The sequence below is a fragment of the Tunicatimonas pelagia genome (assembly GCF_030506325.1).
Taxonomy (GTDB): domain Bacteria; phylum Bacteroidota; class Bacteroidia; order Cytophagales; family Cyclobacteriaceae; genus Tunicatimonas; species Tunicatimonas pelagia.
This window is the reverse complement of the sequence record NZ_CP120683.1, coordinates 2,317,339-2,332,512: the sequence shown is the minus strand read 5'-3', so window position 1 is coordinate 2,332,512 and position 15,174 is coordinate 2,317,339. Positions and strand designations below refer to the sequence as shown.

Sequence of the window (15,174 nt, the reverse complement as noted above, 5' to 3'; positions counted from 1 at the left end):
TTTCTCTAAGTATTGCTATCGAGCAGTATCATGCATACAAAGTACCCTTGAGTACTTGCTCGTCCTCTATCTTTTTAATGAGTTCTACTACATTATTCACCCCCAATTTCTTCATAATATTAAACCGATGGGTTTCTACGGTACGAATGCTTTTGTCCAGTTGCTCGGCAATTTCTTTGTTCCCTACCCCTTCAAAAAGTAACCGTAGTATCTGTTTTTCCCGCTTGGTAAGGTCGTAAGTGTTCTGGGAGACATTGGGAGCGCGATTTACTTTAGAAGGTTTTTGGTTAAGGTAGTTATTTACGAACACCCGCGAGACATCGGCACTAAAGTAGCGTTCGCCTTCGTGTACGGTTCGCACTGCTTTCAAAAACTCTTCTTTGCTAGAGCCCTTCAGCAAGTAGCCCGCGGCTCCACTCTCTACCGATTGCAGAATGTATTCTTCGTCGTCATGCATAGACAAAATCAGTACCTTCACTTTCTGCTCCTGCTCACTAATCTTTTGGGTTGCCTCTAGCCCATTCATTATTGGCATCCGAATGTCAAGAATAGCAATATCTGGTTGATACGTGGCCACCTGCTGAAGGGCTTCCTGCCCGTTTTCTGCTTCGGCTACTACCTGAATATCGCCTTCGCTTTCTAGTAGCGACTTAATACCACTGCGAACTACCCCGTGGTCATCCGCTAGTACTGCTTTGATATGATCCATTGACTCGCTCATTGATGGGTAAATGTATGTTAATTTGGGTGCCTTTGCCCTCGGCAGAATGAATATCCAGCGTGGCATTAATGAAACTAGCCCGTTCCCGCATATTGAACAATCCTAACCCTGAACCATTTTTGCTAATGGGAGCCGGTTGTTGGGCGTATTCTTGATAAGAAAAACCTACGCCGTCGTCCTGAATCGCTACATTCAGGTAGTGGGCGTTGTGACTAAAAATCACCCGAATCTCATTAGCGTTAGCGTATTTGATAGCATTATTCACCGACTCCTGAATAATGCGGTACAAATTAGTTTCAATATTTTTTTCTAATCGATTAATAAAACCGGTCTCATTGTCAAAGATAATAGCTTTATCCGACAATCGGTTGGCCTCGGCACAGAATCGCTTGGTAGCGGGAATCAGGCCGTAGTCGTTCAGTGCGCTGGGATTGAGGTTAAACGATACCCGTCGCACTTCCCGAATAATGTGGTTGAGGAGTGATTGCGCCTCCTGCACTTCAGTTTCTCGTTTGGGCATGTTGGGGGCCAAATCAATTGCTTCTACCTTAAATTTCAGGGCGGTAAGTAATTGCCCGATGCCATCGTGAATATCGCGGGAGATGCGGCGGCGCTCTTCTTCTTGCCCTTCTAGTATGAGACTAGAGCGGAAGCGTTGCTCTTTTACTTTTTTATCTATTTTTTCCCGGGTAATTTCGTGCGAGCGGGCCTGGGCTTCCTTCAGCTCGGTTTGGTTACTACAGATCAGGTTGAGGGATTCTACTTGCTGCTGATCGTCAAGTGTAGGCACAATATGAGCCAGCAACCAAATAAAATCGCCCGACTCAGAAGTAGCTTTGATCTCGCCTACCCAGGTATTGCCAGCTAGTGCCCGGCGTCGGATGTTTTCTACCTGATCGGCACTATACCCTTCTTGTTCTAGCCAAGAAAATAAATCTTCGTTTCGCTCAAATACATTGTATTCCAGATCACCGCTAAAAATGTCGCTTACGTACGAAAATCGGCCAGTAGCATCGGTCTTAGCGTATAAGGTGGGAGTGTCTTCTACCAGCTCTACTTCGGCTAGTTCCTGATACGATGCTTCCAAAGAATTATACAATACCTCTAATTCCCTAGCCATCCCCTTTGCCAACTTCTCCGACTGAATTAATTCTTTGATAGTTTTGCGAATTTGCCGAACAGTGGGGCGAAAGATAAATAGCAGCTCACACAAAATAATAACCAGCGAGATACCCAGCAGCAGTAACTCTATTTTCTCCAAGTACAGCACCCGCTCCCGCGCTTCTTTATCGTACTGAAATACGATGGTATCCATTTCTTCCAGATACTGAGATTCATTGTCTAGAATCTTCGCAGCAAGCATCAGCAAAGAATCAGAGCGATTGGGTGTAGTAAACTCAAGCTGTTCAACTAGCTGTTTAGCACTTTGAACAATGATGTTGTACTCAGGCTCCAGAGCCTGAAACATAGAGTCAATGGATACACTATTATCAACTTGCACCTGAAGATCAGGGTCACCCTGAAGTAAGGCTTGGTGAGACTGCTCCCAGAGTGTTACGGCTTGAGCCAGTTGATTTCGATATTTTTCCTGAGAGACTGGCTCATCGGTGGCATTAATTTGTAAGACTAGCTTACTGATTTTCTGACTCAGCATCCGCTGCCGTCCGGCAATGTTAATAATTCGGGAGTCGTTTTCTTGCTTGCTGAAGTACTGCTGTACGTATACTTGGCTGCTGATGATGGATGCGGCAATACCGAATAAGGCGAGGGCGTATAAAACCCATAGTTTCTCAAAGCTATTCTTGCGTTCGCTCGCTTTCATCCTGTTGAAATAATGGGCAAAGTACGTAAAAATACGGATAGATGAGCAAAGTCTGAACGTTGATTACTCAGCTAAATCTTAACTGCTTCACAAAAGGGAGGGTGAACTTGATTATTGAGTGGGTAGAGTACCGAACAGCTAGTGGTTGGTGACCGGGTAGGGACCATCAATAAATTTTTGGGGATGGTAACCTTTTATGCCTACCGTCCGAGCTAACGGACTGCGAAAATCCTCGTCTCTTTTTAAACAATCTAAAGCATACCTGAAATCGTATTTCGGTTGCCAGCCCAGCTCAAGTCGAGCCTTTTTATTCACGTACACTCGGTCTATTTGAGGAACCATCTTCCAACTTTTCTGACTGAAAATATCTTCAAAATCAGGATAAAGTTGACGCACTACCGAAGCAGCATCTGCGTGCAGCATGGTCAAGTGCTGCGGTTGAAAGGGCGAGGTAGCACTAATGATATACTTCCCGAAGCCTATTTGCTCGGCTCGTTCAATAGCCTGAAGGTGAGCCGAAACAGCATCTTCAAGATCCACTCGCCGATATAAAAGTTCGGTAACCCGCAGGTTAGCATCTTCGTAGGCATCCCGCATTTCCTTTTTATCGTCCTCTTCCGGAAAAAAACGAGATGTTTTAAGTACTACACCCGGTAGTTGGTGGTTGCGAGAAAACAGTTGGACAAGGTTCTCGGCTGCCTCTTTAGTAACCCCGTAAATATTTTTAGGAATGGATGGCGTTTGCTCAGTAACCCAGACCGCCAGCTCGCCCGGTGGAGGAGTGAGTGAATCGCCAAATGTGCTAGTGGTGCTGGTGTAGATAAATGCCTTCGCACGATTAGCAGCAGCTACCTCCAATAAGTTCAGCGTACCCGTAATATTGGTGTCTACAAAATCCTGATAAGTATGCGTAGCCACGTGAGGCTTATGCAGAGTAGCAGTATGGATGATAAAATCTACGCCTTTCAGGGTTTCCATCACAAAATCCCGATCGGTGATTGAACCTACGTGGGTAGTAAACTCCGACGGCTTAATGTCGACACCTACGGGAACATAGGAAGTTTCTCTTAGCTTCCTGACGATAGCTTCGCCCAAATGACCACTGCTTCCGGTAATCAATACTTTCATATTGTTACGAAGCTAACATTTTTATTCTTGCTATAAAAAAGCTTGGGTAACACTGAAGTGGGTCAAGCAAGCGCTCTCACTTAACGCAGACCGTAGAACAAGAGCTTTGCCATCACCCTATATTTTATCCCGTAGCCGATGTAGAATGGCATCGCTCAGGCTTCGTCAAAACCGATGTATACGTAGCCCTCTTCTATTTTCACCGGGTACGTGGCAATAGCGCATTCATCGGCGTTAAGGCATTTTCCTGACTGGAGTGAAAAGGCCCGCTTATGAAATGGGCAGGCCACCTTCGGCTCGTCTTGCTCCGAACCAATCATCCCTCGGGAGAGAATCATTTGCTGCTTGTGCGGGCAAAGGTTCTGGCAAGCGTACCATTCGTCCCGGCGGGTGAAATTAAATACGGCAATTTGCTTTCCCCGGTACAACACACACGCCCCACCATTGGCGGGAAATGCGGTTACCGGGGCAGCTTTGAACCAGTTGGTTACATTTTCTGATGAAACGGTTTTATAGTCTAGCGTATTAGTCATAGCTTTTGGAGATTGGATTTTAGAGATTAGGAAAAAGGAGGATGGGAAACGTAAGAGGGAGCGAATGCTAAATGAATGAAAAGTATAACCCACTAACCTTTCTTCGTTCTCCCTTTTCCGGTTTTACCATTTGGCTGGTACTTTTTGCCCGCGCATTTCATCGAACTGTACGGCGGGATCGGTAGCCTCGGAATTAATAAAGTGGGTGAATTTAGCCCGTAGCTCGGGGTTGTTCACTACTTCCTTCCACTCGCAGCGGTACACGGCTAAAGTACGTTGCATTTCCTGTTCTAGCTGCTCGCCAATACCAAGGCAGTCGTTTACCACTACATCTCGTAAGTAGTCAATGCCTCCTTCTAGCTTATTGAGCCAAGGGGCGGTACGAGTCAGAGTCTCGGCGGTTTTGATGTAAAACATCAGGAAGCGATCAATGTACTTGATGCAGGTTTCTTTATCTACGTCCTGCGCCAGCAGCAAGGCATGTTGAGGTTTTATTCCGCCGTTGCCGCATACGTAAAGATTCCAGCCTTTGTCGGTAGCAATAATGCCAAAATCTTTGCTTTGGGCTTCCGCGCACTCTCGGGCGCAACCTGATACAGCACCCTTTAGCTTATGGGGAGAACGAAGGCCTTTGTAGCGATCTTCCACTTCGATGGCAAAAGAGACCGAATCGTGCAAGCCATAGCGGCACCAAGCTGAACCTACGCAGCTTTTAACAGTTCGTAGGGATTTGCCGTAGGCGTGACCGCTCTCAAAACCCGCCGCAATAAGTTCTTCCCAGATGTCGGGTAGCTGGTGCAAGTGAGCACCAAATAAGTCTATGCGCTGCCCTCCGGTAATCTTCGTATATAAATCGTACTTTTTCGCTACCTGCCCAATGACGATGAGCTTGTCCGGAGTAATTTCCCCACCCGGAATCCGAGGCACTACCGAGTAGGTGCCGCCCCGCTGAATATTGGCCAGAAAACGGTCGTTCGTATCCTGGATGGTGTCTTGCTGGGTAACCAGTTCATTCCAGAGGCTTGCCAAGATAGAAGCTACCGCCGGTTTGCATACCTCGCAGCCATCACCCGTTCCGTATTCATTCAGTAGAGTATCGTACGATTTTATTTCTTTTACCTGAATAATGTCTAGTAGCTCCTGACGGGTATAGTTAAAATGTTCGCAAAGCGTTTTCCGAACCCGTTTTCCCATTTTGGCTTGAGCTAGGTCAAACAGATCGGATACCATTGGCATACAGCCCCCGCAGCCCGTACCCGCTTTGGTACAGGCTTTGATTTCTTTTACGCTCTGCGCCTCTCCGGTGAGCACTGCTTCGCAAATCATTCCTTTAGTTACCGCCTCGCAAGAGCAAATTTGGGCTTCGTCGGGTAAGCTATCCAGACCAGCTCCCGAAGTTTCTCCGCCTCGGCTTCCCAAGATCAGATCTTCCGGATTGGGCGGAAGAGCCATGCCATTTTGCATGGTTTGCAATAGCATATTGTAGGCTTCGGCATCGCCCACCAACATTCCCCCTAATAGTCGTTTACCATCCGCTGAAATATTGATACGTTTGTAGACTCCTTTCGCCTTATCTTCGAAAACAATCGCGTTGTGCTCAGATTTTGCCCCGAAAGCATCACCGAAGCTCGCCACATCTACGCCCATTAGCTTGAGCTTGGTAGACATATCATCTCCGGAAAAGTTTTTCTCAATATCGCCCACCAAATGACGAGCCGCTACTTCGGCCATATCGTACCCCGGGGCTACTAGCCCGTAGATTATATCCTGATGTAATGCGACCTCTCCAATAGCGTAGATAGCGGGGTCAGAGGTTTGCATAGCGTCATTTACCACAATTCCGCCCCGTGGCCCAATATCTAGTCTCGCAGAACGACCCAGCTCATCACGAGGGCGAATGCCCGCCGAGATCACCAGCATATCTACTGGTAAGTTAGATTCGTCGGCAAAGCGCAGCGCATCCAATTTACCATTGCCGCTAATCGCTTGTGTATTTTTGTTCAGGTGAACTTGAATACCTAATTCCTCTATTCGGGTTTGCAGCGTGCGGGCTCCGACTTCGTCTAACTGCCGGGGCATAAGGCGAGAAGCAAATTCTACTACGTGAGTTTCCAAACCCATATCAACCATAGCTTTTGCCGCCTCCAGCCCTAACAAACCACCACCCAGCACCGCTGCCGATCGCATTTTTTTGCCATAGGCGATAATGGCTTCCAGGTCTTCAATAGTGCGGTACACAAACACTCCCCGCTTGTCGGTACCCGGTATGGGTGGAACAAAGGCACTAGAGCCGGTGGCAATTACTAATTGATCGTAGCTCAACGTTTTACCCCGATGGGTTTCTACGGTTTTATTCCTTCGGTCAATCCAGGCAATCAGTTCGCCGGTATGTAATTGAATGTTCTGCTCTTCATACCAGCGAGCGGGGGCTAAAGTGAGTTTGTCAGCATTCTGGTCGCTAAAGTACTCGCTTAAATGTACCCGGTCGTAAGCCGGACGGCACTCTTCTCCAAATACGGTAATGGCTACTTGAGTAGGGTCAGCTAGCTTACGTAGCTTCTCGCAGAATTTGTAACCTACCATTCCGTTTCCGATGACAACAATATGACGCATACAGGACTATTTGAGTAAAATTTCGTAATTATTAGTCTAAATACGGAAGTAGTTACGTAAAATAAAAATAAAAATAAGTAATTTTACGTAAAAATTATCTGCCTTTACTTAACTGAGAAGCTACGAATTATGATAAATTACGCTGTAAATCCTCGTTTAACAATGGTAGGTGCTGGCCCGGGTGACGAAGAACTCATCACGCTGAAAGGAGTTCGGGCACTAGAAGCCGCCGATGTGGTGCTGTACGATGCCCTAGCGAACCCGACCTTGTTGCGGTACTGCCAACCGGAAGCACTTAAAATTTTCGTGGGGAAACGAGCGGGCTTGCATCAAGTACAACAACGAAGCATCAACCAGCTTATCGTACGGTACGCTTACTCTCACGGACACGTAGTACGCCTAAAGGGTGGTGATCCGTTTGTGTTCGGACGAGGACAAGAGGAAAAAGAATACGCAATAAAGCACGGATTGGAAGTGACGATGGTACCGGGTATCAGTAGTGCGCTAGCCGTTCCTGCCACCAACAATATTCCCCTAACCTCGCGGGGAGTAAGCGAAAGCTTCTGGGTGGTCACCGGAACCACCCGCTCCGGTACGCTCTCATCGGATATGGCACTGGCGGCTCAGTCGTCGGCCACCGTAGTGATTCTTATGGGTATGCGTCAGTTGTCCAGTATTATTAAGCTTTTTTCTCAGCACCGAGGTGGCGATGAGTCTATTGCGATTATTCAGAACGGTACCTGTTCAAATGAGCAAATAGGGATTGGAAACTTACAATCTATTCAGCAAACCGTTAGGGAGCAAAAACTACAGTCGCCCGCCATTATTGTGATTGGGGCCGTGGTAGCCAAGCACTGGGAATCGGTGCAGCAAAAGGTGGCTGGCTTAGCTTTAGTATAAGTTTTGAGCAGGTGATTAGCACTCGAGAAGAGTTAAAATTAAAAATGATGCTGACTTTGATTATTGGCTACGTATCTTAGATGCTATGGCCCACGATAGTAGTATTCATCGACTTCCCCGTACGCTGGCAGCTTTTGACCAAGCCAACCGGCAGGATCCCCGAACCGATTACGATGAAGCTGGGCGGGTAGTACCTTCGGAGTTGCTCTACGCTCAGCGGATGAGCGAAACCCTACACGCTTTTTATCCGGATGCTCCTGAAACTCTGCAATTAGCCGCCCGCAGCCAGCATATTGAGCGTTGGAAAATACCACGAAATCAGTATCCGATGGATCGTAAAGGCTATCTGCTGTGGCGTAGCCAGCTTAAAAAATTCCACAGTAATCGGGCTGCCGAGATTATGCAGGAGCAAGGCTACGAGCAGGAAGCAGTCGCTCGGGTGGTATCTCTAATTAGCAAAAAGCAATTAAAACGCGATGCGGAGGTGCAAGTGCTGGAAGATGTAATCTGTCTGGTTTTCCTACAGTACTACTTTGCCGCGTTTGCTAAGAAACATACCGATGAAAAAGTCATAGATATTGTGGCTAAAACCTGGCGAAAAATGTCGGGGCAAGGACAGCAAGCAGCACTTAGCTTACCGTTCTCTTCAGGTTCTTTGGAGATAATTAAAAAAGCAATCGGCTAGTACTAGTTTTTGGCTTGGGATTAATTTCGTTTACGTCGTTTCATCTCCTGACTAACCATTGTAAGTTCGCGGCTGCTCTGGCCCCGAACGGAGGTATTCTCTTCGGCTCGGCGGAAGAGATAGGGCATTACGGCTTCTAAGGGGCCGTAGGGAAGGTACTTGGCTACGTTGTAGCCCGTTCGTGATAGATTAAAAGAGATGTTATCGCTCATGCCGTAGAGCTGGGCGAAATATATGCGGGGGTCGCTGGGCTTCACGGAGTGTTTTTCCATTAGCATGGTGAGGTAGTAGTTACTATACTCATTGTGCGAGCCGGAGCATAGTGAGATTCGCTGCTTATGGTTGAGGCAATACAGTAGTGCCCGATTATAGTCTTCGTCTGTTGCTTCTTTATTGGGTTGAATGGGATCAGTATACCCTTGTTCTTGGGCGCGATCTCGCTCCTTTTCCATGTAAGCACCGCGTACCAGTTTTACACCTAAATGATACTGATGGGTTACCGCTTGTCGGTAGGCTTTCTTGAGGTTATCTAGCATTTCGTGACGGTACATTTGGTAAGTATTGTACACGATTACTTTCTTCTGGTTATATCGCTGCATCATCTCATTAGCCAAACTATCAATCACTTCCTGAATCCAGGATTCCTCACCATCGATGAATATACCCACATCGGCCTGATAGGCTGCTTCGCACAGTCGTTCCAACCGGGCCTTCCCCCGATTAAAAGCTGCTTCTTGCTCCGCCGAAAGAGATTGCCCAGCTTGTACTCTAGCCATCAATTCAAATTGCATAATACCCGTCATCTTAAAAGCGCAAAACGGCATGTCAGGAGTATGTTGAGCAGCTTCAATAACTCGCAACGTTTCTTCGGTGGTATGCTCAAAGCCTTCTTCGGTTTTCTTAACTTCTACCGAATAATCCAGAATTGTTTTTACATTGTGCGACGCCAACATTTGGATAGTATCGGTACAATCGGCAATGGTTTCACCTCCGCAAAATTGCTGAAATAAGGTGTGTTTTAGTACGCCATGAATAGGTAACTTTAATTTTAAGGCGATTTTCACCACCTTTGTACCTATGTTAGTTAGGAAAGGGTAGTTAATTGATTTGAATAGCCAATACGTTTTCCGTAAATCCAGGTTAGACTTGTACGAAAAAGCAATTTCAGTATTATCAAATGAAACCGGAGAGGCTTCGGTAAGTATGTACTCCATAACTGTAATCATTAATGATTGATGAATAATGGACCTTCATCAGTCATTAATCACTAATCATTATTCATTCATTACAGTAAACTATTCTAGTAAGCACATTTGTTTTCAATCTCTATGAAACTCACTGAACTATCGCAGTGGAACATTGGTATAACCGATCCACTTATTATTGCCGGGCCATGTAGTGCCGAAACAGAAGAACAGCTTTATGATACCGTGAAGGCTGTAAAAGAACAAGGCGTAACACTGATGCGAGCCGGAGTCTGGAAACCCCGAACGCGCCCGAATACCTTTGAAGGAGTAGGGCAGGAAGCCTTACAGTGGATTCAGGACATAAAGAAGGAACTGGGTGTACAATTCTCGGTAGAGGTGGCTAATGCAATGCACGTAGAAGAGGCTTTACACTATGGTGTAGATGTGCTGTGGGTGGGAGCCCGCAGTACGGTGAGTCCGTTTATTGTGCAAGAAATTGCCGATGCCATGCGCGGTTGTGATGTACCCGTATTGGTAAAAAATCCAATCAACCCGGATTTAGCATTGTGGATGGGCGCGTTGGAGCGACTTAACCAAGCCGGAGTTACTAAGCTAGGCGCAATTCACCGAGGGTTTTCTACCTACCAGAAAACCCGTTTCCGCAATGTTCCCATGTGGCAATTACCAATAGAGATGAAACGGCAGCTACCGGGCTTACCCATGATCTGTGATCCTAGTCATATCATGGGTAAGCGAGAAGATATTGCCGAGGCTTGTCAGATTGCGATGGATTTGAACTTTGAGGGATTGATTATTGAAACCCACCGCGACCCCGAACAGGCGTGGAGCGACGCTCGCCAGCAGATAACCCCGCAAACCCTGGGAGAGATCATCCGTAATCTACAAATTCGTCAGGCTTCTTCGGAAGATATTGAGTACATCACCCACCTGGAAGAACTACGTATCCAGATTGACCACTCTGACCGGGAAATGATCGAGCTACTGGCCCGTCGTTTAGATTTAGTGGCTCAGATTGGTGCTTGGAAAAAGAAAAACAACGTAGCCGCTTTTCTGCTCGACCGCTGGAACCGGGTATTTGAATCGCGTAAAGAGTGGGCGAAAGATGCCAATTTACGAGAAAGATTTATTGTTGACCTATTCAATCTACTGCACGTAGAATCGATCCGCAAGCAAACGGAAGTAATGGATAATCTGCCTAACGAAAGCGAAACCGAATCAGGCTTACGAGTAGAATCATAATTTTGGTGTTACAGTGTTATGGTGCTGGGTGTTAGAGCGTTTAGAAATGCTCCATTTCTCAAGTACATCAACACCATAACACTTCGCATCATAACACTAATAATTCATGCCCGCTAATAGCGTAACAATTACTGATAATATCACTGGAGTACTTTCGGATGTCTTACGTCGGCAAAAGCCGTCGCAAGTGGCAGTGCTGGTTGATGAGAACATTCGAGAACACTGCCTGCCACTGATACAGGAAGTGCTATCTACCGATTGTTTAATTATTGAGATAAAAAGTGGCGAGGTCTACAAAAATCTGGATACCTGCGCGTATATCTGGCAGCAGCTTACCGAAGAGCATTTCGACCGTAAAGGACTACTGATTAACCTGGGGGGCGGGGTGATTGGTGATATGGGAGGCTTTTGTGCCGCCACCTACAAGCGAGGTATGTCATTCGTAAATATTCCAACCACTTTGTTGGCCCAAGTAGATGCGTCGGTAGGGGGGAAGCTGGGGGTTGACTTCAACGGATTTAAGAATCACATTGGCCTTTTTCAGGAACCGCAACAAGTGCTGATTGATGCCAATTTTCTAAAGACACTACCCGAACAAGAACTACGGTCGGGTTTTGCGGAAGTGATTAAGCACGCGCTTATTCAGGACGGAACGTACTGGAACAAGCTGCGGGGTGTTGCATTAGCCAACCAGCCGTGGGTGGAGCATATTCGGCATTCGGTACAGGTAAAATCGTGGGTGGTAGAACGAGACTTTCGGGAAGGCGGTCTGCGGAAGATTCTGAACTTCGGGCATACGGTGGGCCATGCGGTAGAAAGTCATTTTCTGGAATCAGCAACTCCATTGCTTCACGGTGAGGCAATTGCCATTGGAATGATTGCCGAAGCGCAACTTTCGGTGAAGTACGCTTCGCTTAGTCTGGAAGAGGCCGAGGAGATAGAAGATTTTATTCTGGCGATTTTTGGTAAAGTCGATATTCCGTTAGAATCTCTGGAAGCGATTACGCACTTGACCAAGCAAGACAAGAAGAATCAACAAGGTGCTATTCTTTGCACCTTACTAGATAAGATAGGAAAAGCTCACTTTGATGTTGCAGTAACGGAATCGGCTATCCGAGAGGCTTTGGAGTACTATCGAGGTTTGTAAATAGGAAAATAGCTAAGAAGCTGTTTTAAAACATCTCACTGACCGAAAATACTACTAAAATAGCAGCATTTTCAGTTCAGCATACATCTTAAAACAGCTTCTAAGCTTTCTATTTTAGCTATTCTGATTGATCCCTTTCACTTTTTCGTAATCCATACCCTCGGCTGGAGGGGCTGAGTCAACTTCCCCCGTGATTTTAGCCGACCCTTCGTAGCCTTGGTGGGGGTGGTCAGTATTTTGCTCAGCTTGGTAATCTTCTTGGTCTACATCGCCTTTAGGAGATAAATCTCGTGTTCCGTAGTATTCTTCTAATTTGCTTATCTCAGCTCGGTCGCCGTTTATCAATTTTTGAATATCTACCTTCGGGGCGTTTTTAATTTTCTCTTTACGCACTTCCAGCAAGATGGAACTAGAGTTGGTATTGAACTCTAGCATCGACCAGGGCACTGCGTACTCATCGCTAACCAATCCTAAAAAACCTCCTTCTTCTAGAATAGCAAAAACGATCTGATTTGTTTCGGGACTGATAAAGACATCTTGAATAATGCCCACCTTTTCCTCTACGGAATTGTGCACCGGGCATCCTATAACATTGTTGTTAGCTGATAAATACTTAGAAATCATCATAGTGGTAACTCTTTAATATGATTGGTGAGCCGCTAAAAAATAAATGCGGTCTGCTAAAAAATTATGTGTGAGTTCTAACAGTAAAACTTGGCAGACTTCAAAAAGTTTATCGGCTATTCAGGTTCAAAGAACTCGATACAATTATGCTTTAGAAAGTAGTTGTAATAGTAGGCAACTTAGAGATAGCAAAAAACACTTTTGCCGGATGAGCAAAGCAAATTACGGCATCTCGAGCAGGCGACTCTATCCCCGCTGGATGCGTGCCATCCACCAGAGTTTGCATTGCTCATTCGTAGAACAGAAGTCACTCTTGTCCATAAGACAAAAGTGCGTTATTACAAGAGGTTTTAGAACGGTAGTTAAGTATTCTTTCTACAGCAGTTCGTTTGCTAAGTTGGCTAATTCAGAACGCTCGCCCCGAACCAATGTAACGTGAGCGTAGAGCGGGTGCTGGGCGATACGATCAATCAGATACGAAAGACCGTTGCTTTGGGAATCAAGGTAGGGGGTATCGATCTGGTAGACATCTCCGGTAAATATAATCTTGCAATTCTCGCCCGCCCGGGTGATAATCGTTTTCACTTCGTGGGGGGTGAGATTTTGGGCTTCATCCACAATAAAAAAAATATTAGATAAACTACGCCCCCGAATATACGCTAGCGGGGTGATTACCAATTTTTCCTTGTTCACCATCTCGGTAATACGAGTGAAGTCTTTATCGTTCTCGTTGAACTGGTTTTGGATAAACTTCAAGTTGTCCCACAGCGGTTCCATGTACGGGTTCAACTTCGACTTAATATCACCCGGTAGATAGCCAATGTCTTTGTTACTTAAAGGTACAATGGGGCGAGCCAGATAGATTTGCTTAAACTCCCGCCGCTGCTCCAGGGCTCCGGCTAAGGCCAGAAGGGTTTTCCCGGTGCCAGCTACTCCTTGAACGGTGACTAACCGAACATTAGGATTGGTAATGGCGTGTAAGGCAAAGGTCTGCTCAGCGTTCTTCGGGCGAATTCCGTAGGCAGTTCGCTTTTCTACCTTCTCCATCTTCTGCGTTTCCGGATTGTAGTAGCTAAGGGCCGAATTTTTAGAGCTTTTCAGAATATAATACTGATTGGCCTTTACATCTTTCACGCCTCGGATGTCCTCCACTTCGCAGAAGCCATCTTTGTACATGTCTGAGATCTTTTGGCTGTTTACCCGCTCTAGCACGGTAGTTCCTTGGTCTAGGTCGTCTACATGCTTTACTTTCCCAGTTTCATAATCTTGAGCTACCAGATTAAGTGACTTAGCCTTCAAGCGAAGATTAATGTCTTTAGTCACTAAAACAACCTGTCGGTCGGGGTAGGCATCGCGTAATGTGAGAGCCGCATTCAGAATTTTGTGGTCAGGTTTGCGCTCATCAAACACTTCTTCAGCGTTGACTTTACTTTCGTTACTCATCACCACTTTAAAACTGCCTCGGGACCGACCGTTCAGCGGAATCCAGTCTTGCAAGGTGTGTTTTTCGGAGAGCGAATCGAGCAAGCGGATAAATTCCCTCGCCTCAAAGTTGCGAGTATCGCTACCTTTTTTGAACTGATCTAATTCTTCCAGTACGGTGATGGGTATGCCAACATCGTGCTCATCAAAATTCATGATAGAATCGTGAGAGTACAGAATAACGGAAGTATCTAGAACAAAAATTTTCTTTTCCTCGGTAGAGGGGGTAGTATTTTTCTTACTTCGTGGCATAGAAAAAATTTAAACTTACGTGGGCACCTACAGCTGGTAATCTTACTCGAAAGAGGGCAACAAATATAGGGAATTAATGAGAAAAATTGCGGATGAATACATCTTCCTTTTCCTTCGGAATAATGGTTAGCACATTGGCTAGAACCAAGCGCACCAACGTGCGGGATGCTACCCGACGGGGCAGTTGGGCGACGATAGAAAATTCTCGTAGCGTAATTTTGCGGTGCTGCTCCAAGTGCTGCATCAGTAAGCGTTCTTTGTCGCCGTAAGTGAAGCGGATGTCTCGGTTGCGCCTACCTTGCTTTAAGATTTGCCACATTTCGGTGCTGGCTTGCAAGCTTTGATCTTGGTAGCGGACGTAGGCCGTACCTTTACGCTGGGGTTTAACGATTTTCTTCTCAGTATGGTGTTGGGCACCAGAACCATTATTTTCTGAAAACTTTAGGGCACTGTTCAGCACCAAGTGTGGTTTGCGGGGACTCTCAGCAATAGTGTAGTTAACTACGGCTCGTTTCTGATTAAGCGGTACTACTTCGTACTGATAATCAATGCGGGGACGGCACCAGCGCTGAATGGCTTGCTCTAGCGCAAATATTTCTTCTTCGGCAAACTTAATGCCCGGGATGCTTCCGTCATCATCCACCCCAATGAGCAAATTTCCGCCGTGCGTATTGGCAAAAGCAACAATCTCCCGGATGATTTTATCCGGATGGGCTACTTTTCGCTTAAATTCTACTGTTTCACTTTCGCCCTGCTCTACTAGCTGACGAATATCCGGTAACAACACACCTTTATCAATTAGCAATGAACAATGTGCAGT

The 15,174-nt window shown here is 46.2% G+C and carries 13 protein-coding genes; 4 read left to right on the top strand and 9 right to left on the bottom strand.

Translation table 11 applies throughout. The features are described 5' to 3' along the window. Positions 1-28: 28 nt before the first annotated feature. The 5 genes from P0M28_RS09775 to nirB form a co-directional block, all read right to left on the bottom strand. Positions 29-709, bottom strand: coding sequence for a response regulator transcription factor (locus P0M28_RS09775; RefSeq protein ID WP_302209706.1), 681 nt, complete (start codon positions 707-709; stop codon positions 29-31). Next, positions 678-2,543: a sensor histidine kinase gene (locus tag P0M28_RS09770; protein WP_302209704.1), complete on the bottom strand. Its 1,866-nt coding sequence runs from the start codon at positions 2,541-2,543 to the stop codon at positions 678-680. The genes P0M28_RS09775 and P0M28_RS09770 overlap by 32 nt, the downstream gene beginning before the upstream one ends. 138 nt (positions 2,544-2,681) lie before the next feature. Next, positions 2,682-3,671 (bottom strand): NAD-dependent epimerase/dehydratase family protein, encoded by a 990-nt coding sequence (locus tag P0M28_RS09765; RefSeq protein WP_302209703.1) that lies wholly within the window; start codon positions 3,669-3,671, stop codon positions 2,682-2,684. Between the two features lie 155 nt (positions 3,672-3,826). Next, positions 3,827-4,204 (bottom strand): nitrite reductase small subunit NirD, encoded by a 378-nt coding sequence (gene nirD / locus P0M28_RS09760; RefSeq protein ID WP_302209702.1) that lies wholly within the window; start codon positions 4,202-4,204, stop codon positions 3,827-3,829. A gap of 123 nt (positions 4,205-4,327) precedes the next feature. Continuing rightward, positions 4,328-6,817: a nitrite reductase large subunit NirB gene (gene nirB, locus P0M28_RS09755; protein ID WP_302209701.1), complete on the bottom strand. Its 2,490-nt coding sequence runs from the start codon at positions 6,815-6,817 to the stop codon at positions 4,328-4,330. Between the two features lie 129 nt (positions 6,818-6,946). On the opposite strand from nirB, the gene cobA reads away from it, so the two are divergent. Together cobA and P0M28_RS09745 are read left to right on the top strand one after the other, a co-directional pair. Beyond that, positions 6,947-7,717: a uroporphyrinogen-III C-methyltransferase gene (gene cobA, locus P0M28_RS09750; protein ID WP_302209699.1), complete on the top strand. Its 771-nt coding sequence runs from the start codon at positions 6,947-6,949 to the stop codon at positions 7,715-7,717. Positions 7,718-7,802: 85 nt separating this feature from the next. Further along, positions 7,803-8,402, top strand: a complete 600-nt coding sequence (locus P0M28_RS09745; RefSeq protein WP_302209697.1) for a DUF4202 domain-containing protein — start codon at positions 7,803-7,805, stop codon at positions 8,400-8,402. Between the two features lie 20 nt (positions 8,403-8,422). Here the strand turns inward: P0M28_RS09745 and P0M28_RS09740 are convergent, their stop codons facing one another. Further along, the gene (locus P0M28_RS09740; protein ID WP_302209696.1) at positions 8,423-9,616 is read right to left on the bottom strand and encodes a proline dehydrogenase family protein; all 1,194 of its coding nucleotides are present in this window, start codon (positions 9,614-9,616) and stop codon (positions 8,423-8,425) included. 114 nt (positions 9,617-9,730) lie between these two features. On the opposite strand from P0M28_RS09740, the gene P0M28_RS09735 reads away from it, so the two are divergent. Together P0M28_RS09735 and aroB are read left to right on the top strand one after the other, a co-directional pair. Beyond that, positions 9,731-10,849 carry a bifunctional 3-deoxy-7-phosphoheptulonate synthase/chorismate mutase type II gene (locus P0M28_RS09735; RefSeq protein WP_302209695.1) on the top strand — a complete coding sequence of 373 codons (1,119 nt, stop codon included), beginning with the start codon at positions 9,731-9,733 and terminating at the stop codon, positions 10,847-10,849. A gap of 106 nt (positions 10,850-10,955) precedes the next feature. Then, positions 10,956-11,996, top strand: a complete 1,041-nt coding sequence (gene aroB, locus P0M28_RS09730; protein ID WP_302209693.1) for a 3-dehydroquinate synthase — start codon at positions 10,956-10,958, stop codon at positions 11,994-11,996. Positions 11,997-12,110: 114 nt separating this feature from the next. Here aroB and P0M28_RS09725 read toward each other — a convergent pair whose 3' ends face one another. From P0M28_RS09725 to P0M28_RS09715, 3 genes are all read right to left on the bottom strand, one after another. Beyond that, complete coding sequence (locus P0M28_RS09725; protein ID WP_302209691.1) at positions 12,111-12,623, bottom strand: PRC-barrel domain-containing protein; 513 nt, start codon at positions 12,621-12,623, stop codon at positions 12,111-12,113. A gap of 372 nt (positions 12,624-12,995) precedes the next feature. Further along, positions 12,996-14,354 carry a PhoH family protein gene (locus P0M28_RS09720; RefSeq protein ID WP_302209690.1) on the bottom strand — a complete coding sequence of 453 codons (1,359 nt, stop codon included), beginning with the start codon at positions 14,352-14,354 and terminating at the stop codon, positions 12,996-12,998. Positions 14,355-14,427: 73 nt separating this feature from the next. Next, complete coding sequence (locus P0M28_RS09715) at positions 14,428-15,141, bottom strand: AlbA family DNA-binding domain-containing protein (RefSeq protein WP_302209688.1); 714 nt, start codon at positions 15,139-15,141, stop codon at positions 14,428-14,430. Positions 15,142-15,174 lie beyond the last annotated feature (33 nt).